A 20714-nucleotide genomic window follows, 5' to 3' on the forward strand; every position below is an offset into this window, starting at 1 on the left:
AAAATCTGAACTCATGCTAAAAAACTGCTGCATTCAAGAAGTCCTCTAGATCATATAAATTCACAAAATCTATATCCTTATAGAAAATAACCAATGTTAACTTATTGGCTATAAATTGTTCCTTTGAAGCAATTATAAATGATGTGATTATTAGTTTGAGTAATGTTTCTCGTGGAAGATTGGTTCGAGCAAGTGTCGAACCAAAAATAGGTATAGCTACTTGAGTCCCATGACCTTTCAAGCGGACTTGCTCCCAAAGATTATTGAGAGATAACCAGATATAATCTGCATTTGATTGAATTTTTAAGTCATTTCCCATCCATCCATATGCGGAAAGGAAGTAGCGCCTATTCGCATCCCCTAATGCTATTGTTGTGCCAATAGGATAACGCCAAGATTTTCCTTTGGATTTTTCGAAATCTTTTTTCCTTTGATATTTGAAATCCTCTAAGGCAGCTTCAATGTCTTTATCTAGTTTGATTCTGTTGCTATCATAAATTCGTTTTAGAAACTGTCCTTGAACACTAGAATGAGCAATGATTTCACCTATTTCAGTATCAAAGCAATCATTAAAGCCAATTGCCAAATGCCCTGACTCCTGAAAAATATCTCCAACTTTTACTTCTATTATTGAGTTTGGTGAGGGCAGTTGGATTGAGATTTTCTGTCGAGGCAGTCGTAAAGCGATGGCACCTAAGATTGAAATGAAAATGAGTGCAAGATAGCCAGTCCATCCAAATTCAGGTATATCAGAGAAGAAGAGGCCTAAAGGTTCAGTTAGTAACCAAAAGAGACCAAAGATTTCAATGAATGAGATTGAAATTCTCTTAAGCCCAACACTTGCGAAAATCTTAACTAAAATCTTGGGGTTCATCGTTAGCCTGTTTGGATAAAAAAATATTTAGGATATCTAAAATTTTTGTTTTTCTAAAATTTTCACCGATACATAAATGTATTCATGTATCTTTATTGCTCTGAATAGTTTAGTAGATAGATTACTTAGACTACTGCAAGTTTCTGAAAATTCTACTGTAAGAGATAACTCAAGTTTAGTTATAGTTCTCTGGCTTTATCCACGAACGCACCACCCGCATCCGCACTCACACTTCGCCCGTTAGGCAGGGCTTGCGCAAGCCAAAATAGCTAGAAGCCTTTTAAGGTAAAGGTTACAGGCATTTTTTAGCGATCAGAGCGGCAAAATGTAGCCATGTAACGAGTCTGTATCCCTACTTGGCAAAGCGTTTAAAGCACTAGACATGGCTACATTTAACAGCAATGCTTCTTAAAAAGTGGCCTCTAAGCCATATGCAGTAAGACTTAGAGGCCTAAAATGCTTGCGCAACTTCTGGTTAGCGCTCTTTAATGACTCTGGCGAGATTATTTTCAAGGAGGACTCTCTTGTATGGGAACCGCTATCCCTGGAAACTGGTTCATCCATGCAATCAAACCATCAAATCCTTCTGTTAATTGAGGAATGGGAAAAATCTCTAGCCAAGGCTTGAGTAAGTTGAAACTGACCCAAGGAAGAAGAATCAACCGTAAGTTGTTAAGCCAACTCTTCCAACCATCTCCGTCCTCCCAATAACGGTGCTTGAGAAACGATGAGAACGCCGTTGAGTCATCGTGTTCTGGAGGAATAGTCCCTTCAGGTCGCAGTGGCGGAGTGTACAGGGTCACCATTAAATAGGCACTCATCACCAATTCCCACCACTTTTCAATTTGAGCATAATTGGTTACCCGAAAATCTGCCCACCCCAGTTCATTTTTACTTTGTTTCAAACCATACTCGACCCAATTTCGACACCCATAGAGATCACCCACTTGTTTGTATGTAATGTTCTTCACACATGTCATTACCATCCAAGTGGATGCTGATGGCAAGGTTTCTTTATCGGTCGTCAGTTCCCAGTAGCGAGTGGTCCGTCGTTTGCCATAAATAATCTCACGAATATAGCGTTTCTCTGTTTTTCCATCCGAGAACGTACGGATATACTCTCGCCAACGGTTGTGGCGAACTCGTTGTTCTTTGGGTAACCAAACGCCATGATTAGAACGGATAGCGAGGACATAAGGTATCTTCAGTTCTTGCAGAACTCGCACAAAATTACTGCCGCTTTCGCCATATAGACTATCGGCTAAAACCAAATCAAATTTAAAGCCTAACGCACACAACTCTCGAATCATGGCAGCGGCGATCTCTGGTTTAGTCTGATAACGGTCTGTAGGTTTGAGTCGCTCTTTGGGTTTATACACCTCAAAGGCAAGTGGAAACGTAATATCATCCAACAGCCCATAAGCACTTACAGCGACAATTCCATTGTCGACCTTGCCCAAATTACCGATGTATTGTCGTTTTACATAATCGGTAGAGGTGCCTTTTTTACGGTCACCCGTTTCATCGATAATCAGTGTGACTTTTCTGCCAGCGATAACTTTGAGAATGAGCATTAATCTTTGCTGGCAGAAGGTTTGTCTAGACCAAGGAGACTCACATATAAATTGTTGTAACGACTGTGAATTTGGCAAATCAACAACTTTAGCGATAGCCGGTAAGGATTTGCGCTTAACCTCTGAAATCAGACCCACATGTAAATGTTTGAAGGCCTCAAAACTTCTGACTTCAGCGAACAGGTCTCGATAGGACTCGCAGTAGTCATCGATAAATTTGACGGTAGGTTGAGCAGCTCGGGGTGTCACCATGAGTACGGTTTGACCAACTTGGGCCGATAGCTACTCCTATTTTATACTGCTAGAGTCATTAAAGAGCGTTAGGCTGCGATCTCAACTCCCGTTTCCCTTAATCGCAACCCACAAAAAAGCCCCAGTCTCAACCAGGGCCAAGCTACTACTATTCATTAGCGCTAGCCTACCCTACTTACCAGGGCAACCACTTCCGCGTTTGCTTAGACGTTTGCTCAACAGACGCCAAAATCCGACTATTCACCTCATCCTGAGACTCTCCACCCAGCGTCCCAATCTGCCGATCCAGCTCATTCGCCGCCAACGACTCATTCACCATGTAAGCCTCCTGAGCAGGCTGGGGCAACGTATCTCGCCGACCTTTCTTCCCACCGGTCTCCCGATACAGGTCATTCACCGTGCAGCCAAATAACTCTCTCGTCTGAGTTACGGCAGCCTGTTCATACACATCACCCGCACCGCCATTCTCCTTAATGGACTTATTAAACCGCCGATTTACTAGCGCCCCATCCACCCGCTTACGCGGCGGAATAAGCGCCTGTGAGTTTCCGCTCAACTCTAATTGGGAGGCGGTCTCTTCCTGGTTGGGTGCCTCGTTCTTCCACCAATTCAAAAAAGCCATGGGCTTCGTCCTGTTCTTGGGGCGTGAATTCTAAAAGTTGTTCTAAGCCTGTTTTGATCAGCTCTAGACCATCGGGATACATCAAAAAGGCATCTAGAATCTCGTGCCGATACTCGTAGTCCCAACGGTCTGGGGTGAAGTTAAAACTGTTTAATACCAGCATGTAGGCGTCTAAACAGCTTTCGTAGCTGGCCTGGGCTGAGAAATGGGCCAATGCCTTAATCCAGGTGACTTTATAGCGACGGTCCCCAAACTGTTTAACGTCTTGAACATAGTTTTCGGGCTGCGTCACCGCACCACTGGCCTGGTTAAACCGGGTCCAAGCGTTCCAAACTTGTTTTTTTAGCTCGGGCAGCTTCATCGCTTCCAATGATTTGGCGTTATCCATAGGGTAACGCGCTCCTGGTTGTCTGAAGCAGTGAATTTGGGCTCACGACTGGCCCCCTTCCATACGGCGCTGTTTGAGATGCCGTAGGTATCCATTTCTGCCTGTAGCTCTAGCTTGTAGCGCATAATGCCCCGACGTTGGCCAGCGGCTTTAAATGAGGCCAGCTCTGCCTCTGAGAAGTCAGCTTCGGTAATGGCTAGCTGATCGACAAAATTCTCCAGGTCGGCTAGCTCGGCAGCGATAGACTGTTGCATCATGCCATTCTGGGTTTGGCGGAGGGCCAGGGCACTGCTAACGCTATCGGGCATGAGCTCTCCTTCAATGACTCCGGCATTGCTCCATTCGTGGGCATAGCGGGCTTTGGTATTGGCCACCCATTGGTTGCGATCGCAATGCTTGACTCGACTGAATTCATCAAACAGCGTCCGCGCCAGCTCGGTATAGGTGGAACCCTGCTTTAGTAGCGGTTCAGGAGCCACCTGCACAATCCATTGATACCAGCGATTACGGATGGTGGCATCGCTTACCCCCAGTTGTTCGCCTAGCTGTACGGCTGTGTACGTTCCCTGTTCTGTTGCCGTTCGATTAACGGACAAATTGGGTATATCATTCATGGCGGAATCCTTGTATTTAAAGGGTTCTAGATCCGTTCGCACGCTGTTCGTTTAAGGTTCGACTGGCGTTCTGATGTGTACAGTACAAGTGTACGGATAAGGTGAAAATAATTCAACTGTTGTTCGGCAAATATGTGCAAATAAGTTTGAATTAAAAGCCTGTGGATAAATGACTGAGAGACCAAACAGGAAATCATATAAATGAGAAAACAAGATACAGATTTCCCGGTGGCTCAGTTGATGGAGCGTTATGGATTGGTGCGATCGCAAGTCTATGCTCGCATTAATGCTCTTAAGTCAAAAAATCCTGCCTTGGCTCCATTCAAAGCAGGGGTGAGATCCTATGTCAGTCAGGCTGCTTTGGAGTGTCTTGATGAGATCCATCGGTTGATTAATGAGGATGGGCTGACCACTGAGGATGCGGCGGATGTGGTTACCGGTCACCCAAGGACAACGGCAGCTAAACCACTGGCGGCTAGACAAAACAGTGAGTTGTTTGCCCTGGCTGATGTATCCGCCGAACAAGCACCCCTAATTGCAATTCGACGGGCGTTACAGACGGAGCCCCTAGCTCGGTATGAACTGCTGGATAAGGTGGCTGACCGGGGTTGGTGGTTGCCTGTTGGCGAGTTAGCGCTGTTGCTGGGGATGGAAGACCTGCCAGGAGAAGCGTTTGAATGCTACGGCTATCGGTTTACCCGAGGGGATGAGGGGGACCTGGAGATTTCCTGGCGGGTGGAGAAGGTTTAGCTATCTAAATAGCCAGATATCTAGATATTCAGACAGCTGACTAACCAGCGATGAGATGTCGGTGTAGGCTAGCTGCCAGACCACTAGTTTTGTTATGAGAATCGCCATTGCTAGCTTGAAGGGCGGGGTGAGTAAATCGACACTGTGCGTGAATATTGGGGCGGCGCTGTCACGGTTGGGCCGTTCGGTGGTGGTGGTGGATGCGGACCCCCAGGGTTCGGTTAATGATTGGGCTGCGATTCGGGATGAGGTGTCGAGACCGCCGTTTACGGTATTGGCGGCGGCCAGGAAAACGCTGAATCGGGATATTGATGCGTTGCAGGGCAGTCATGATGATTGTTTGATTGATACGCCAGGGCGGGCGGAGGCGATTACGTTATCTGCAGTGGCAGCAGCGGATTTGGTGTTAATCCCCATCAGTCCATCGTCCTATGATCTGTGGGCTGCCGAGCAAACCTTGGAACGGATGGACCCGATCCGGGCCATCTACACTGACATCAAGATTGCCTATGTAGTGAGTAAAGCAGTGGTGGGGTCTTCGTTGGATCGGGAGTTGCGCCAGGTGATTAAGGAGATGGATGGTGACTTGCTAAAAACGGTGGTGCATCAGCGGGTGGCGTTTCAGCGCTGTGCCGATGGGGCCACTATCTACGAGCTAAAGGATGAAAAGGCCCAGCGAGAGGTGACCAATCTGACTAAGGAAATTCTGAAACTGATGGGGGTTGGCTAATGCCGCAACCGAGACCCAAACGGGATGCTGAGGCGATTGAGCAATTGATCAATGCGGCCTCTGACGATGGGGCGGATTTAGGGCCGAGGGTGCCGGTGTCGAAGGGGATGGGTAAGAACAAACGCCCGGATTATCAGAAGCTGTTGGTTTATATTCCGGTGGATTTGCACCGGGCGCTAAAGCGGGAGGCGTTTGATAGTGATGCGGATGTGGATATGAGTGATATTATCGCTGAGCTTTTGGCGGAGCGGTATCAGGTGGATTTGGAGCGGCTGATAGCAAAATAGTCAGACGGTTGGATATCTGACCATTTGGATAGTTGGCTAAGCAATGTTGGGGTATCAGTTGAGGGTAGAATTGCGTTCTCAGCCCTTTACTAAGCGACTTCCTTAAAATTTTTAGCAGCCTATTCGCCAGTCAGGAAAGGCGTTTGAGGGATTTGCCAAAAATCTTCTAGAAAAATATACATAATTATATGTTTTTACAATAGTATGTAGATATCGATATTGAATCGATGTCAGTGTAGAGGTTGGTGTTATGCCTTCCAAGAAGAAGAAAGATTCTGATGATAAGGATCAAAAACCAGTGCGCATCTCGGCAATAGATGAGGATGTTCTTACTGTGTTGATGGGGCGTGAGCTGTATGGTCTGGAGATTCTGGACCAGCTTAATCTAGGTCGCCCTAGTGAGCTGAAGTTTGGCAGCTTATATCCTGCACTGAATCGTCTTGAGAAGAAGGGGTTGGTGTCCTGGCAATGGGGTGATGAGGTAGATGAGTCAGGGGGTGCTCGACGGAAGTATTACAAGGTGACTGGCTTAGGGGTGAAATCTCTAAGAGCGGTGCAAGAGTATCGCGCATTGCTTGCTCAGAGAGCGGGTCAGGCTCCAGCTACTTGAGGAGGAACTTGAGGTGGAGAAGCGACTTAAGCGCAGGATAAGGAATCTTTGGCGCGATCGTTTATTAGTGGGAGTAAGTAATCTTATTGTTCTTGGATTTTCAGCTCTGCAGTGGCGAACAATATTGAAGTATCGCACTGTTTATCAACCATGGGTCTTAGAGCTGTCTCAAGCAGTTAATACGCTGACAAATGAACAAAGCTCTGCAGAAGAACGAGGCCAAGCAAAATCAAAAATTCAGAGAATTGCCCAAACGCAGAATTTACAGGTCACTAGGTTGGTGTATTCGAATCTAGAGCCGTCTCAGACTCGCACCCTAACTCAGGCTTTAGGGCGAGCTTGGGTTCTGACTCAAGCTGAGGGGGTAACTCAAGTTAAGGATCTAGATCAGGATCTGAATCAGGCTTGGGTGATGACTATCTATTTGGGCTTGATTTGGGAACAAACTAACGCTCACACACTTGAGTCTTCTCTGACTCTGGCTTTGGAGCAGACTCAGACCTTGCAGCAGATTTGGACTCAGGATGTTTTTCAGGAAGAGGTTCTGGAACAAATCCTGGGTCAGCATCAGGCCCTGATTCATACACTGGAGAAAGTTCAGGCTCAAGAGAAGACTCAATCCTTGAAACGAGTTTGGGCTTTGGACAAGTCTCTAACTCTAGATTTCAGTTTGGTTCCTGAAAAAGTTCAGGAACAGCTCTTAGCTCGGTTGCAGGCCCAAATTAATGCTCTGGAGCAGATTTGGGTTCATGAAGGTACTCTGATCAAAGCTCTTAGCAACTTCCCGGCTCGGGTTCAGAATCAGGAGCAGGCTCTGAAGCAAGCTCATGTCTTGACTCAGAATCAGATGCTGGCTCGCGATCTGGTTCTGAATATGCCTCAGGAGCAGGCTCGAATTCGGCTTCAGGCGCAAGCGCAAGCGCAAGCGCAAGCACAAGCTCGAGTTCAGGATCGGACTCAAGATCTGGAGCAAGCTCGGGAGCAGGTTTGGGTTCAGTTACAGGCTTTTGAACAGACTCTGGAGCAGAGCCTGAATCTAGCTCTGCTACCGCAGCAGGTTCGGGGACAGTTGCAGACCCTGGAGCAGACTCTGGATAGAACGAATAAAAGCTTACTTGTGTCCATCATAGCTAGGGAATTAGAACAAATCCACGAATTATCACTGCTGCAAGGAAGTTCCTTAGAAACTCTTTTGAGTAGTGAGTCTAATCGCACCCGTATTTTAAGGCGGTCAAGGATTTTGTGGGGGACGTCATTACTTGTATTGCTTAGTTTGTTGGTAATGCTTGTTCAACTTCGACTCTCAATAAGTCTGTCGCGTACAGCCCATTTCATAGCCTTTCTTCCAGAAGAATGTGTTGCCGAATTAGGGTATCTACAACGCCGACTTAAAAAAACAGATATGTCACCTTGGGCTATCAGGCGACGACTGATGCACGAATTAGTTTTTCTTCTTTGGGTTTATTACGTTCAGATTCAATTGGATAACCTGTTTTTAGGCTCTAATCAAGACCATACCATTGACGACTGAGTCTCAATTCGCTTGCTATACAACGAGGGATAAACCAATGTTCTTTCGCCAGAAACAACCAATGTCAACACCGCCCACACCAGAACCTGATGGCTTAGAACTCAATCTCCGACTATCTGGTCCAACAATCGTTAAATTGTTATCCATAGCAGTAGCAATACTGTGTGGCTCTGGTGTGCTGGTACATACCACATCAAATATCACCCCTGTAGACTCAACATATCCAACAGTTCAGACAACGCCATAGTGAAACAACAACTTTGGGTTATCTAAAGTCAATTACTCACCATTGAATCTCCTTAAACCGTTCAACATTGAGTGCCGTGTAGCGCTCTGTATTTTTAATATCCCGATGGCCCATCCACTCCTGAATAAGCCGAGTATCAAACCCTTGATTGGCAAGATGATAACCACAGGCATGGCGTAACATGTGGGGATGGACCTTAAACGGCAGGTCAGCCAGTTCGCCACATCGCTTTACTAAGCTAGCAATGCCATAGGACGTAATATGGGTCCCTCGCTCACTGGGAAACAGATATTGACCCGGCGCAACAACTTTGAGGCTAGCCAACACCGCTAGCTCATCAGCCTTGAGCGGATGTACACCGCTTTTACTGCCCTTTAACCGTTTGATATTAAGCAAACCATCATCCATCAGCACCGCATCCCAACGGAGCGAAGCCGCTTCACTGGCCCTCAGCCCATGGCGATACATCAATAACAATTCAGCCCATGGCGATACATCAATAACAATAAGGTGAGATCGCGAATAGGATGCCGCCCTCTGTTTTCAGCCGCGTCCATTAGCCGTTGCATCTCATCCGCCGTTAGATACTCACGACTGCGATACTGACTATTTTTTCCTCGCTTAAAATTAGTCACGCTGGTTTGCAGCATCACCCAAGTCCAAATTCCCAAACTGACTAAATTACAAGTATAAATCAGTCAGTTGGTAAACGAGTTTTCAAGGGTTTGGCTCAAACGCCCAAAATACGTGGCTGTTTATTGAGAATTGACCCCGGCAAAATTCAACTGTCACATGGGGGCTAACTCAATGTTCGTAGGTGTTTACACGGTTAACAGCGTTTACAGTTTCAGCGACAAATAAAGTAGCTGACGTCTTACCTGGCAACCGTTAACGCTGTTTACACTGTCTACACCATGAGCAAGCCCATCGCCTCGGCCCGGATTCCCCATAGTTGGCATGACCAGATATGTGCGATCGCAACCGAAACCGGTCAAACTCCCAGTGATGTAGTTAAGGAAGCAATTGGTCTATACCTGGAAAAAACGGATCCAGACAATGTGGCCTCAATGGCACGACGCCTCACTACCTTGGAAAAACAAGTAAGAAAATTGGTTCTGATTCCACCTCAGTTTGTGTGAGGGGATGTAATCAACGGTCTCCGTCCATTGAGAGAAGAGGCAATTAACAAATTACGCATCCAGTCGTCATGATATCGGAAGCCATTGAGTTTCTCAAAGGGACACAAACAACCTCCATTTTGCTGCTGAGTTTTACGACAGAATGGATGAAAGTTCCACAGCATCGCCATGGAGCGAACGGATAACTCAGCAGCCTCCCAAGCCCCATGAAAATCTTGCATGGCATAGAGTGCCCGGTCGAGATAGTTCATGGGGCGATCCACCTGATTACTGGTGCGAGAGGCATTAGGAAAGTCGAAGGCTCTCTGGAAAAATAGAGATTTTTCTCTGAGTCGTTGTAACCGGTCATGGATGGCGTCGGGAAGCTCCACCGATTGTGTCCATTCGAGAAAACGACGCAATCGCTGAGCAAATTGACGTTTGCTGGTGGCGTGATAGATATGCCAAAGCTTGTCGGTTAAGCAGGTGCGTAACTCAGGCTTAGAGCGACACCAATCACGCACTTTAATCACCTCATGTAGAAAGCATAGAATCCAGGTGATGCCAGGAAATAGGGTTTCCCAGGCTCGACGAGTCGCGTCCCATCCATCGGTGGTGACTGTCTCAGGTCGATAGTCAGGGGCATGGTCGCTCATCTCTTGCTCAAAGTCCCCATACGCCGCTTGCAAGTCCTCGTATCCAGCCGTTGGGCTCAGACCACTGCCCACAATACACCCCTTAGCCGCTGTCACCACCCAATAGATACGCTCTCCTTGATGGCTACCATGCTTTTCATCGGCCACTAGATGGGGGGGAGCGACTCTTCTGTTTTCAACGTTGTTCCGACAATGGATGCTCGGCCAAGAGATTGACACAACCGATACCAATGCATCTCCGAGCGGCCCAATACGTAAGCAATCCCATCATAAGAGAGGCCATGCTTTCTCAAATACATTGCTTTGCCTGCTAGCTCAGACGTTTCACTCATATAAGGCGTGACGAAATCGGGATGCAGTTGATAGGCTGTTTTTTGTTTGGGAAGATATATACGACGTGTTTTCAGGTGCTGACGAGCTGAGGTCACCCACCCATGAAACCGATATCCCTCCTCAATTCCCTCGGGGAACAGCTCCGGATAGCTGGCTATTTGCTCGTTCAGGTACTCTCGGTAGGCCTCACGGTCCTCAACCAACTGGTCATAATCAATGCTATCGGCGATGGGCAGGCAGATCGTTTTATCCCCTGCTGTCCCTCGTTGCTTGCGTTTGGCCATCATACTTGGCCTCCAAACTCGATGACCTTATGATATCCAAACAAACTTAGTTGGAACTAGAATTGGTTCAGCTAGTATGAAAATAATCCCTCAAAGAATATTTTCTTTAAAGAGTTGCAAGTAGTTTTATCGTGCTGAGCCACCTCTGTTATGCGAAGGTGAACGATCAACGCGGCTAGGATTTTCAATATTTTCGAAAAAATTGAACCAAGTCGAACCTTGAGAGAACGTAGGAAGGTTTTCGGGTTCTTCTGCCAGTTGTTTGATTTTTTCGGCATCTAAACTCTGAATAATTCCAGAGTCAACCAAGAATACGAGCTGCTTAGCGGCTTCTTTCCTATCATCACTGCTACTTTCTTCGCCGGATGGCTCAAGCGATTTCTGGATTAGAAGAAACTCAAATTTTTGTCGTTCTAGCCTCAAACTTGCATGGCCTTGAAGTGCTGCTCCAATTCCAGTACCCAATAATCCAAAGACAGCAGATGCAATACCTAACAGGACTGGGGACGTAAACCAGAGATCTCGACTCTTTTGATTGATATTAGCCCTAAGCTCCTGTTCTTTAAGAGCAAGCTCCTTTTCTGCTAATGCAAGTTTTCTTTCTTCAATGGAAAGATTGTTCTCTGGTTCAGATGGGGGATTACTCTCACTCACTGGACATCACTCTAAAGTAACCTCGCATTTAGAATACAGCTCATTCTGAAGAAATCGACTACTGCTTTTTTCGGTAGTCCCAAGGTTTCATGGCTCCGGCATCGGCCCATACTCCTGCTGACTGCTTCTTAGCAATCTCCTCAGCACGTACTAACACATCTGGCTGTGGGCAGCGGCTCGAATACTTCTCATAGTGATAAGCCATCCCATCCATCACCATCTGAGAATTGAGATGAATTTCTGAGCCATCAGGACGGGATAACACACAGGTCAGCCACTGTGCGGCCATAGCGATCTTTCTCAATCGGCACTACACCGATAGCCCCATCACCTTGAGCAACTAGCGATCGCAAATGGTCCCGTGCCTCAATCCCGCCCGGCTGCTCTATCTCAGGCGAATCCGTCCCACAAAATCTGATTTTCAGCTCCTGGTCACCACGTTCAACCCGCAGCGTATCACCATCGTAAATAGAGCCTTCTACCACCTGATACCACTCAGTATTCTGATTGCTGGGAATCACCTGTTTCAGGGCTAACCCAATTTGCTCTGGGAATAAACGAGGCAGGACGGCTACCACACCCACCAACATGAGCGGCATAACTCCGCGTTTCAGTTTCACCAATCAGTATCTCCAGGTTTTGTATGTCCTGAGCTTGCCCGATACGATACTCAGAGCACCGAGCCGCCAGGTCGGCGGTCCGCTGCCACAGACCAATCATGCTAGTCGTTGCCCCCTGTCCCGTTCGGTATCTAGCCTCGGCCACCGCCACCTGTAGTCGATGACTCTCCAGCTGCGATACCAGCAGCATGGCCTGTCGGTCCAGGTGCTCATAATTTAGTACTAGGTCAACGATCTCACGGGCAATGCCCTCGGTCACTTCCTCACGACGGCGAATCAGATTGGCGGCTTCGAGTTCGAGCGTTGCGATCGCAAGCCGATCTCGCTGCACATCCCCACCGCCCAAAACGTTCTGTATTAACCGCACCGGGTCCATTGTCAGATAGTTGGTCCATTGCCGCGCTTCTGCATAATCCTGTCGTTCAGCCGTAAGTTCAAGCTGTTGATTGATCGCCTCAATTTCTGATGACTGCGCTATCGCCTGCTGAGTCAGCCTCTCTAAACAATCCATCGAACTGTTCAGACAAGGAAGGGCCAGTGCTGGTGCGGACCATGAGAGTAATTTCAACATTGAGCAGACCGCTAGCATCCTGACCCAGCCACTTAACCCGCCGAATCCTGCCAGCGTAGGGACTGCGGATGATGGCCAAGTTTGCGATCGCATTGTCAATTTCATCCAGCTTCAATCGAGTTTGAGATATCTGATAATCACGGTCCCTGAGCCGCTGTTCATACTGTGCCCATTGGTTTTGATAACTCAGCTGGTCACGATTGCGAGCGCTAGCATCGACGGCCACAGCCCGCGAGTGCTCATACTCCGCCGTCGAGCGTTTACCCAGGGCTAGCTGATAATCCCGCGCAGCGGCAGTATGCTCTCGCTGCAGCTCCGCCAGGTTCGCTGACTCATGTTCCAATACCAATGGGTTAAGGTTCGGTAGCTCCGCTAGGTAGGCCATTTCCTGATGCTTTGCCTGTATCGCTGCTTCAGCCTGGTCTACATTAGCCTTCGCTCTATCAATCGCCGCATTCTGCTCCAAATACGTCGGTCTTTCAATAGCTGGTGGGGTAGCCGGTGGCAGTGGCGGAGTGATGGTAGCTACCTCTAGCCGGTGTAGTGCCAGGTCAAGCTGTTTTGCCTGAGCCTCCAGTTGTCTACGTTCCCGTCCACGGTCGGCCAGTAGCTGGGTAGCAAATACCTGGTCGCCTTCCTTGACTTTTAAATCTTCTGGGTCAGCCACCGAGACACTAATGGTTAGCCGTTTGGGGTCGTCGCTTGCAGTGGTTGAGAATACTGGTTCTGGGGGATACGGGCCATAAATCTCCCCAAAGGCAGTCATCCCCGTCAACACTGCTGTGCTCAGTAGATAAGAGAGGGTGCGTCGAATCATTCCAGAATCAGAGCGGTGATGGTGCCGGTAGCCCACTGGTCGTTGAGCTGTGCGATCGCAAGCTCTACCGGATGGTAGCTAAGCGTCACGGATTCACCAGATACGGCTATGGTTTCCAGCTGCCGCCCGTCGCTAACGGTCTGGATCTCTTCTGGAAAATCAACAACAATCGAACCGCTGAGATAAATGCTGTTGCCGGGATAGGAATTCATCAGATTTCCCAACGCTGCAGCTATGTCTTGATCATTTAACGAGAGAGTCTTTGTTAATCGCTGTGTTAGCTTACCTGCCTTAGTTATGAGCTTTTCAGTAATGATGCTTTCACCAGTTTTATAGACGCCTTTGCCATTCGTGACAATAAATTCTGAGCCTTCATTGCCGAGGATCAGATAGCTGCCAGTGGCGTCTGTACGGTCATGATTCCACACACCGATAATGTCGGCATACACCTCGGCGGTGGCAGCATTGCGGTTGTAGGTTGCGATCGCACCATCCCTGAGTCCCAAACCTTGATTTACCTGGGTTTGCACACTACCTGCACCTGCCAGCCATAGGCCAGTGACCAAAATCGCGATGGCAATGGAGAGTACCCAATATTCACCGGGGCCACCTGTACAGATTCTGCGTTTAGGATTGCCAATGCTGATGGCCCACACTGGAACCGGCCAAAATAGCTGGACTCCTTGACGGGTGAAGCAATCGGCAAAGCAGGCCAACACATGACCCAATGGCAACGCTAGCCATGGTTTTATTGCCCCTAGCGCAAACCCTATTCCTAGGGATATCGCAGTGAGCGTGACCGTGGCCACTAAGGAATGGGTGATGGATCGATGGGGATAGCGGTCTTCAATCCATGAGCTGATGGGAAAGCAGATTTGGCCGATCAGACTGGTGGTGGTATCGATATCGGGCAGCTGAGAGCCTAATACTGCCAACCCTAACGGTAGAGGAGCCGCTGTACCTAGGAATAGGGATACGCCTGCGGTTGCGATTCTCCAGGGGAGAGGCTTTGCCAACGCAGCATGAGTAATTGCCATCATGGACAATCTTACAGATAACCAGTAGGGTCAGAATTCCCACTGGAATGCACTGCCCAAAGCACCATGGTTACCATCTTTAGACTCGGTGGAGTCCTGTATCTGATCTACACTCGAGACCACCATCCACCCCATGTCCATGTCAAACCCAGTCCCACTCGGCCAGAATGGGAACTGCGCATTTATCTTGGCAGACGAGAAGATGGAGGTCCCGATAACTACGACAAATCATTTGGTGAAACCGATATCCTATCGGGAAAAATCAAAGCCTCTAAAATAGATGAGTACGTTAACCTGCTTGCCCAAAATCTTGATCAAGCCTGGGAAGTCTGGGATTCAATTTATGGAGATACCCAATGAACACAAGCCAGACTCTACATGATGCGGTGGTAGTCGCCCCCCCGGTTAGGCCAGAGGATATCATTGATGCTCATTATGATGCTGATACCCGTGAAATCGTCGTCAGCTTTCAAGATGGCAAAATAGCCCGAGTACTCACCACTGAGTTTGAAGAACTTGCCGCCGCCACTGCCACCGACTACGAGCATCTGGATGGTACCCGCTCAGGCGTGACCTGTATTACTGATACGGTTGATTTCGCTGTCGCAGCTAGCTGGTGGCGGAAACAGGCTGTTTGAAAATAGGATAATTGGTGGTTGCGATTGCAGCGTGGGTAATCGTTATCATAGGAGCTGTCTTGAGTACGAACAGGATATATTCTTTAGACTGCTCTGCCCTCAAAATGATTACGCTACAACAAGTAAGCTTGAACCCTGGATATGGAAAACCTTGATGCAAGTTCCAGAAAATTTTTTCGACATAGTATTGGAAATCGATAACGAACTTATTGCTCAAGGGATTAACCCTCATCAACGTTCCTGTCGGGCACCGCTAGAAGCTTTAAAGCGCCTTTATCCTCACTGTAGTGTCTCTATCAATGACAACCCAATTTCTGATGCCGTTCAACAAATCTATACTCAAATTTACGGATTAAGAGATCTTCAAATGCCTCCTGTCCATGTAGGGGCAGTAGTTTTTCGAGATATCTTTTTTCCTCTCAGAATTCCTCTTATTTTTGGATATGTTCATTTGGATCCGATTAACCTTTTAGAAGAGATGACAGAGATTCAAAAGCAAGTATTTCTTAGCGACAAGAAAGAAGTCCTGAGATTCCACGATCAATTTATTGATCTTATGGATTTTGCATATGGCATCAACGAATTAAGAGAAGAAAATTCTATTCCCAAAAGAACATTGGAATGGTGGGGGTTAGCCAGACAGCAGCTTGAGGCAGCAGCAATTGCTTTAGGGTCGTTCGATAAGTACGCTGTTATTCAAAACTGTTGTATTTCCAGTGAACTAATCCTAAAAGGTGCACTCATAGCTAAGGATGAGCGATTTAAGGGTCTTGAGAAAGATGAATTGGATCGTAAACTTCAAAAAAAATATGGTCATGATATAGAAAAAACTGCAAGGAAAGTATCCACATTTTTTCCAGATATCGATCAGCAACTTCTAGTGTCAGTGGTTGAGAGATATCCAAAATTGGTAGAGCGTCGCTATGATGCGAAGCGATATAAACGGGTAGAAATTGGCAATTTCCTGATGAATGCTCAATTTATTGCAGGAGAAATTCTACGACAGTTTTCCTACCGGAACACACGAGCTAGTTTGTGCGAAGGAGATGATGAAGCTTGGAATTTAAGTAATCGCTCATTTCCATCCAATCCGGTCTAATTTTTCGAAATCTCTACTGACCCAACCGCTTCCGTGCCCCTCTCACTTGGCCTACCTGCTTGAAAGTCATCCCCGCAATCAACGCCACACCACCAAAAATATACAGGCTCTTATTCCGCGTCCCCATCCCAATAAATCGCACCACTCCAAACGCCATCAAACAGGCGATCAAAATCGGCATAATCACCACGTACTGAGTATGTTGCAGGCTAGCCTCCCGATTCAATCCAAGCCGCTCATTACGGATCACCTTCCGTGCCAGCATCGGATTCCGTCCGGCCAATGGCTGCAGCTCCGCCAACCGAGACCGACTCAACTGCAACCCCATCCGCTCCGCCTCGGCCTGCATCGTCTCGCGGATCAACTTATCGCTGGGCAGGCAGCTCTAACTCAACCTCCAGCACCTCCAAGAAAATATCCCGGCCAGGATTCGTCGCTGCAAAGCAGATGACCTTTACGCCATTTGCGATCGCATCCTCTAACCAATACCTCACCCCCGTCGTCAATCGCTTTGCCTCAGGGAAAATTAGCAACGTTTGAGAGCCAATATTTTCAGCGATTTCATCCTTGAGCGCATCCATGGTCATCGCCTTCTCACCAACCGGCTCACCCTCCTTGTTGTATTTCGGCTCAGTCGTTGGGATATCCAACTGTTCAGCAATAGCCACAAAGAACTTTTTGCCACTGCCCTTGTAAATGGCGGTTGCGATCTCAAATTCACCCTCATAATGCTTGGCCAAATCCTGGGGCATCGTTCCCACCATCCCCAACTCAGCCAGCACCAAAACGCTGCTACCCGAATCGATAGCAGCGCATACATGTTTAAACCCCTCGGTTGTCTGCCCTAAGCCACCTGCATCTGCTGACGGCATTGATTCAGAAGGTTTTCCGCCACCTCCTGAGCATTGAATTTTGGGACAGCGACCGTCCGCACATGGTCAACCTTAGCCTTAGCGGTAGGATGCAAATCTTCATAGGTCATGCGGCTAGCCATCGCCATCACCACTTGTTGCCCCGCCGTGAGCCGCTGAGCCGCCAGCTCAGAAGCTTCCAGATACAGCGCCTCCATATCTAACCCCTGGGCTGGATTGATTTCCTCAACGGGTTGCTCAGTGACCTGTCCCAATTCGCCTCCATCGGCAATAGCCAGCGCTACTGGTTGCTCATCAACCTCAAAAGCCTCAATCTTTCCACCAGCAACCACATGCTTACGGAGCGCTCGGATTAAATTTTCCTGCTCAGAATTCAGAAATGCCTTACTAGTAGAATCCTTCTCAGCCGTGATACCCAAATGCTTCAGATAAGCATAGTAAGCATCCTTTTTAATACCAAGCTGGTCCTGCAAGACAGTCGGACGAATCTGGTGCTCAACGGTAGAATTCTGCTCAGTCATGGAAAAAGTTTTTTATTTTCAGTTCCCATATTATGGAAAGCTCTGAGAAAAAAAAGTCACAGCCATTTCCCCGAATTCTGGTAAAGATTCTGTGAATCACCAGAAAACAAGTTTTCTCAGAATATTGATTTTAGATGGCAATAAATCTGTAGGTAACTAATAAAAATAATTCTGTTTATTCTGGATAGAATCTAAAAAAACTGTCTACACTCCTACAGTTTTACTATTACCTAATAAGCTCTGAACTGATTTTGAAAGCTTTTTCTTGCCCTTCACCACATATCTCAATATCTCCAGCGCTGGGCAGTTCTCCGCCAGCATTCGGGACACTTCAGACAGTTTTGAAGTACTTACGTACTCGGTAATCCGACCCTGGGGAGAATCCCACCGATAGTAGTAGCTGATACTCGGCGTCTTCCGTTTTCGATTGCCAGTGCGAGTCTCCAGCCAGCCGCTAGCTTGCCCTTTCTGATTATGCTTTCGGTGCTTAGACTTACTGCTGTCAGTGATTACCGACGTTGCTGTAGTCGGAGGCTGCTGTCGACAGTTTTTTGATGTCACAGCATTCCAGAGGTGGTACGCCGTGATCGGCTCCCCGTTTGTATGAGCATGGATCTCAATAAAACCGTCAGATCTAACTAAGCTAGGAGCCCAAACACACTTGTCGCCAAAGGATAGAGGCAGATAGATCCGTTCACCCGCAGTGGGCTTAAGCCAAATGCATTCCGTCCGTAACCCCTGACTAGTCTGGACTTGCTTCTTGACGCAGCGCCAGCCGGGATACAGCTCAGCGTAAAGATCAGATTCATAGCCGCTGAGTACCACCATCCCCTGCGCAGAATGCAACTGCTCAGCTAGCTGCCGATGGCCGTCATCCTCCATTTCATAGGCATACTGTCGTCTGGGTGCTCCATTAATGTGGCGTGTGTCCTTACTGCCGCGCGTACTTTGCACATAGGGCGGATCAATATAGAACAGTGTTTCTGGACTGTCGTATTTTGCGATCGCACACTCAGCTAAATCCTGCTCAATCTGCACATTCGCCAACCGTTGAGAAACGGTCATCAGATAATCACAGTCCTGGCTTTGCACCAGGCGCAATCGCTCCTCACTCGTGCCACTGCTCCAGCGTCCACCACCATTGCTAAAACTCATCTGACAATAGAGATAGAAACGCCTCGCCTGTTCAAAAGCATTCCCCTCGAACACCACGCATCGCTTGAACTCATCCCGTGTTTTAGGCGATGCATTCAGTGCTGCGATTAATTCCTGTGGCCAGTCCTTCAAAACTTCAAAGAAATTCGTCACCCCCGGATTGCACTCATTAAGTACATCCACAGCAGCCGGGCGCTTGCGTAAGCCAACACTAAAAGCTCCCGCATACGGTTCACAGTAGATCCGATGCGCTGGAAAATGCTGCAAAATCCATGGAGCCAATCGCCACTTCCCACCGAAGTAACGTAGTGCCGGACGCTCAATCGTTCCCCCAGAACAGGGATTTGGCATTTCATCCGGCTTTACCTGTGGCCGAGTTCTTATTAGCATCAATCCTCTCCAGCCTGAGTTAACCTTTTTGCACTCGCTTTGAATGCCCGTTTTTAGCCCATAGATCTCAGGTCACAGTGCTGGGGGATTCGATTTAAATGGTTAACTATTGGCTGAAACTGCCACAACGTAGATACTGACGACTTCCGAGGTTTTGCTGCCCACTACTCAGGCACTCTTCAATAGTTAGAAAGGATCAGCCTAAAACCCTCAGTCAGCCCAGCTCAACGCATAGGGATTATGACCAATCCCAATTTCCCGAAACTGCTGCGAAACCTTCTCCCCCAGCTTGCCATTACTGCGCCCCTCCCGCCGAATATTCGGATACCGCACATTCCACAGCTTAAACGTAGTGCGCCAACTAGCCGGACAGGGATACACCAACCGCGTCCCCGTCTTAGTATTATCCGCCACCCGCAACACCTCAGTGTCAGCCATAAACCGCTCCACATCAACATGAAACACCTCATGGGGTCGCAACCCATAGGTAGCAATCATGCCGTAAATCCATTGCCAGCTGGGATTTTTCAACGACTGCCAAATCTCAACGATCTGCTCGTCAGTCGGTAAGTCTTCCGGCAGTATCTTCTTTGGGCTGTAACCCTGTTTGAGAGATTTAAGCTCGGCTAGGAAGGTGGTCAGGTCTGTGGTTGCGATCGCATCTTGCTTTGCCATAAATTTCGCCAGTCTACCGTAGGCCATGCAGTAAAACTCACGACTACGAGTACCTGGTTTAGATCCCTTCAAAAGCTCTGACCGCAATAGATCCAGCGTAAGAATCTTCTCCTGCGGCAGACGCTTCAAAAACAAACGGTAGTTTTTCTGATACGAGTTTTCCTTAGTCAGCGTTCTAGGTGTAGACGCCCAGTGGTCAGCCTTATACTTCTCAATCCACTCCGTTAACGTCTTCGCTAGCTTCTGTTTGTCCTTTAGATATGGTCCCCAGTCAAACCGACCCCAAAGCAGCTGACTGTCTATCTCCTGTGCTTTCGCCTTCGCCACCTTCAGCCCCGCCAGCGAAGCATTACAGTTCAGCGCCAGCTCCACCCGTCGCGGCTTATCCTGTCCTGGCTTCGGCGGAAACGAATCAACCGACTTGCCTCGGATGTATAGCTTTCCACCTTTTTGCCGCAAACTGGCCTTTTCCAACTGCTGGTTAATCGCTTGCAGACGGGGGCCTATATCGATTTTTTCAGGTGCAAAATTCTTCCCCATATCTTCCCCAAAAACAGTCCACAATCACCTGTTTTCAGCTCACAAAAGCTGCTTTGAGGAAGTCTTTCTCTCTTTATTGTCAAAGGCCGAAACCCTTGCTATTAAACGGAGAGGGGGGGATTCGAACCCCCGATGAACCGAAGCCCATAATAGATTTCGAGTCTACCGCATTCAACCACTCTGCCACCTCTCCAGGGACCTATTCAATTAGGTTCGCCCATATTTTGAGCTTGTTTATTCTACACCGAGGCGAAC

General features: G+C 47.9%; 30 protein-coding genes and 1 tRNA gene. 10 read left to right on the forward strand and 21 right to left on the reverse strand.

Annotated elements, in window-relative coordinates:
- Positions 1 to 16 precede the first annotated feature (16 nt).
- The 5 genes from U2F10_RS33345 to U2F10_RS33365 form a co-directional block, all read right to left on the reverse strand.
- On the reverse strand, positions 17 to 874 hold the full coding sequence (locus U2F10_RS33345; protein ID WP_499874477.1) for a macro domain-containing protein: 858 nt from the start codon (positions 872 to 874) through the stop codon (positions 17 to 19).
- A gap of 509 nt (positions 875 to 1383) precedes the next feature.
- Positions 1384 to 2700 (reverse strand): IS701 family transposase, encoded by a 1317-nt coding sequence (locus U2F10_RS33350; RefSeq protein WP_499874478.1) that lies wholly within the window; start codon positions 2698 to 2700, stop codon positions 1384 to 1386.
- Between the two features lie 175 nt (positions 2701 to 2875).
- A complete protein-coding gene (locus U2F10_RS33355) occupies positions 2876 to 3256 on the reverse strand; it encodes a hypothetical protein (RefSeq protein WP_499874479.1) in 381 nt (126 codons plus the stop codon).
- Positions 3219 to 3710: a hypothetical protein gene (locus U2F10_RS33360; RefSeq protein ID WP_499874481.1), complete on the reverse strand. Its 492-nt coding sequence runs from the start codon at positions 3708 to 3710 to the stop codon at positions 3219 to 3221. Before U2F10_RS33360 ends, U2F10_RS33355 begins: the two co-directional genes overlap by 38 nt.
- Positions 3680 to 4324: a hypothetical protein gene (locus U2F10_RS33365; protein ID WP_499874483.1), complete on the reverse strand. Its 645-nt coding sequence runs from the start codon at positions 4322 to 4324 to the stop codon at positions 3680 to 3682. Before U2F10_RS33365 ends, U2F10_RS33360 begins: the two co-directional genes overlap by 31 nt.
- A 201-nt stretch (positions 4325 to 4525) precedes the next feature.
- On the opposite strand from U2F10_RS33365, the gene U2F10_RS33370 reads away from it, so the two are divergent.
- From U2F10_RS33370 to U2F10_RS33395, 6 genes are all read left to right on the forward strand, one after another.
- Complete coding sequence (locus tag U2F10_RS33370) at positions 4526 to 5074, forward strand: hypothetical protein (protein WP_006518765.1); 549 nt, start codon at positions 4526 to 4528, stop codon at positions 5072 to 5074.
- A 94-nt stretch (positions 5075 to 5168) separates the two neighbouring features.
- On the forward strand, positions 5169 to 5804 hold the full coding sequence (parA, locus tag U2F10_RS33375) for a ParA family partition ATPase (protein ID WP_499874484.1): 636 nt from the start codon (positions 5169 to 5171) through the stop codon (positions 5802 to 5804).
- Positions 5804 to 6091, forward strand: coding sequence for a hypothetical protein (locus U2F10_RS33380; RefSeq protein ID WP_499874485.1), 288 nt, complete (start codon positions 5804 to 5806; stop codon positions 6089 to 6091). The genes parA and U2F10_RS33380 overlap by 1 nt, the downstream gene beginning before the upstream one ends.
- 250 nt (positions 6092 to 6341) lie before the next feature.
- Positions 6342 to 6701 carry a PadR family transcriptional regulator gene (locus U2F10_RS33385; RefSeq protein ID WP_023071944.1) on the forward strand — a complete coding sequence of 120 codons (360 nt, stop codon included), beginning with the start codon at positions 6342 to 6344 and terminating at the stop codon, positions 6699 to 6701.
- 13 nt (positions 6702 to 6714) lie between these two features.
- Positions 6715 to 8232 (forward strand): hypothetical protein, encoded by a 1518-nt coding sequence (locus U2F10_RS33390; protein WP_499874487.1) that lies wholly within the window; start codon positions 6715 to 6717, stop codon positions 8230 to 8232.
- Between the two features lie 37 nt (positions 8233 to 8269).
- Complete coding sequence (locus U2F10_RS33395) at positions 8270 to 8479, forward strand: hypothetical protein (protein WP_499874489.1); 210 nt, start codon at positions 8270 to 8272, stop codon at positions 8477 to 8479.
- A gap of 36 nt (positions 8480 to 8515) precedes the next feature.
- On the opposite strand, the gene U2F10_RS33400 is transcribed toward U2F10_RS33395, so the two are convergent.
- Both U2F10_RS33400 and U2F10_RS33405 read right to left on the reverse strand, forming a co-directional pair.
- Positions 8516 to 8947 (reverse strand): tyrosine-type recombinase/integrase, encoded by a 432-nt coding sequence (locus U2F10_RS33400; RefSeq protein ID WP_499874490.1) that lies wholly within the window; start codon positions 8945 to 8947, stop codon positions 8516 to 8518.
- Positions 8947 to 9129, reverse strand: coding sequence for a hypothetical protein (locus U2F10_RS33405; protein ID WP_499874492.1), 183 nt, complete (start codon positions 9127 to 9129; stop codon positions 8947 to 8949). Before U2F10_RS33405 ends, U2F10_RS33400 begins: the two co-directional genes overlap by 1 nt.
- Before the next feature lie 264 nt (positions 9130 to 9393).
- On the opposite strand from U2F10_RS33405, the gene U2F10_RS33410 reads away from it, so the two are divergent.
- The gene (locus U2F10_RS33410; protein WP_499874493.1) at positions 9394 to 9618 is read left to right on the forward strand and encodes a hypothetical protein; all 225 of its coding nucleotides are present in this window, start codon (positions 9394 to 9396) and stop codon (positions 9616 to 9618) included.
- Here the strand turns inward: U2F10_RS33410 and U2F10_RS33415 are convergent.
- The 8 genes from U2F10_RS33415 to U2F10_RS33450 all read right to left on the reverse strand — a co-directional run bounded on the left by U2F10_RS33415 (position 9606) and on the right by U2F10_RS33450 (position 14572).
- On the reverse strand, positions 9606 to 10400 hold the full coding sequence (locus tag U2F10_RS33415) for a hypothetical protein (RefSeq protein WP_499872383.1): 795 nt from the start codon (positions 10398 to 10400) through the stop codon (positions 9606 to 9608). The genes U2F10_RS33410 and U2F10_RS33415 overlap by 13 nt on opposite strands.
- Entirely contained in the window at positions 10400 to 10873 is a 474-nt protein-coding gene (locus tag U2F10_RS33420) for a hypothetical protein (RefSeq protein ID WP_499872385.1), read from the reverse strand. The genes U2F10_RS33415 and U2F10_RS33420 overlap by 1 nt, the downstream gene beginning before the upstream one ends.
- 123 nt (positions 10874 to 10996) lie before the next feature.
- The gene (locus tag U2F10_RS33425; RefSeq protein WP_499874494.1) at positions 10997 to 11524 is read right to left on the reverse strand and encodes a hypothetical protein; all 528 of its coding nucleotides are present in this window, start codon (positions 11522 to 11524) and stop codon (positions 10997 to 10999) included.
- Between the two features lie 58 nt (positions 11525 to 11582).
- Positions 11583 to 11813, reverse strand: a complete 231-nt coding sequence (locus U2F10_RS33430) for a thermonuclease family protein (protein WP_499874495.1) — start codon at positions 11811 to 11813, stop codon at positions 11583 to 11585.
- On the reverse strand, positions 11773 to 12045 hold the full coding sequence (locus U2F10_RS33435; protein ID WP_499874496.1) for a thermonuclease family protein: 273 nt from the start codon (positions 12043 to 12045) through the stop codon (positions 11773 to 11775). Before U2F10_RS33435 ends, U2F10_RS33430 begins: the two co-directional genes overlap by 41 nt.
- The gene (locus U2F10_RS33440) at positions 12020 to 12655 is read right to left on the reverse strand and encodes a TolC family protein (RefSeq protein ID WP_499874497.1); all 636 of its coding nucleotides are present in this window, start codon (positions 12653 to 12655) and stop codon (positions 12020 to 12022) included. The genes U2F10_RS33435 and U2F10_RS33440 overlap by 26 nt, the downstream gene beginning before the upstream one ends.
- Positions 12600 to 13532, reverse strand: coding sequence for an HlyD family secretion protein (locus U2F10_RS33445; RefSeq protein ID WP_499874499.1), 933 nt, complete (start codon positions 13530 to 13532; stop codon positions 12600 to 12602). Before U2F10_RS33445 ends, U2F10_RS33440 begins: the two co-directional genes overlap by 56 nt.
- The gene (locus tag U2F10_RS33450) at positions 13529 to 14572 is read right to left on the reverse strand and encodes a metal-dependent hydrolase (protein WP_499874500.1); all 1044 of its coding nucleotides are present in this window, start codon (positions 14570 to 14572) and stop codon (positions 13529 to 13531) included. Before U2F10_RS33450 ends, U2F10_RS33445 begins: the two co-directional genes overlap by 4 nt.
- 63 nt (positions 14573 to 14635) lie before the next feature.
- Between U2F10_RS33450 and U2F10_RS33455 the strand changes: the two genes are divergently transcribed.
- From U2F10_RS33455 to U2F10_RS33465, 3 genes are all read left to right on the forward strand, one after another.
- Positions 14636 to 14929, forward strand: coding sequence for a hypothetical protein (locus tag U2F10_RS33455; RefSeq protein ID WP_163665896.1), 294 nt, complete (start codon positions 14636 to 14638; stop codon positions 14927 to 14929).
- A complete protein-coding gene (locus U2F10_RS33460; RefSeq protein ID WP_163696466.1) occupies positions 14926 to 15207 on the forward strand; it encodes a hypothetical protein in 282 nt (93 codons plus the stop codon). The genes U2F10_RS33455 and U2F10_RS33460 overlap by 4 nt, the downstream gene beginning before the upstream one ends.
- Before the next feature lie 154 nt (positions 15208 to 15361).
- On the forward strand, positions 15362 to 16306 hold the full coding sequence (locus U2F10_RS33465) for a hypothetical protein (protein WP_499874501.1): 945 nt from the start codon (positions 15362 to 15364) through the stop codon (positions 16304 to 16306).
- Positions 16307 to 16319: 13 nt separating this feature from the next.
- Here the strand turns inward: U2F10_RS33465 and U2F10_RS33470 are convergent, their stop codons facing one another.
- The 6 genes from U2F10_RS33470 to U2F10_RS33495 form a co-directional block, all read right to left on the reverse strand.
- Positions 16320 to 16655 carry a hypothetical protein gene (locus U2F10_RS33470; protein WP_499874502.1) on the reverse strand — a complete coding sequence of 112 codons (336 nt, stop codon included), beginning with the start codon at positions 16653 to 16655 and terminating at the stop codon, positions 16320 to 16322.
- Positions 16656 to 16671: 16 nt separating this feature from the next.
- A complete protein-coding gene (locus tag U2F10_RS33475; protein WP_499874504.1) occupies positions 16672 to 17178 on the reverse strand; it encodes a hypothetical protein in 507 nt (168 codons plus the stop codon).
- Positions 17151 to 17699 (reverse strand): hypothetical protein, encoded by a 549-nt coding sequence (locus U2F10_RS33480; protein ID WP_499874505.1) that lies wholly within the window; start codon positions 17697 to 17699, stop codon positions 17151 to 17153. Before U2F10_RS33480 ends, U2F10_RS33475 begins: the two co-directional genes overlap by 28 nt.
- A gap of 204 nt (positions 17700 to 17903) precedes the next feature.
- The gene (locus U2F10_RS33485) at positions 17904 to 19244 is read right to left on the reverse strand and encodes a DNA adenine methylase (protein WP_499874507.1); all 1341 of its coding nucleotides are present in this window, start codon (positions 19242 to 19244) and stop codon (positions 17904 to 17906) included.
- Positions 19245 to 19454: 210 nt separating this feature from the next.
- On the reverse strand, positions 19455 to 20459 hold the full coding sequence (locus U2F10_RS33490; RefSeq protein ID WP_163665882.1) for a site-specific integrase: 1005 nt from the start codon (positions 20457 to 20459) through the stop codon (positions 19455 to 19457).
- Between the two features lie 106 nt (positions 20460 to 20565).
- Positions 20566 to 20652, reverse strand: a tRNA-Ser gene (locus U2F10_RS33495).
- Positions 20653 to 20714: the final 62 nt, after the last annotated feature.

It is taken from the genome of Leptothoe sp. EHU-05/26/07-4 (assembly GCF_043421015.1).
GTDB lineage: Bacteria > Cyanobacteriota > Cyanobacteriia > Phormidesmidales > Phormidesmidaceae > Leptothoe > Leptothoe turfae.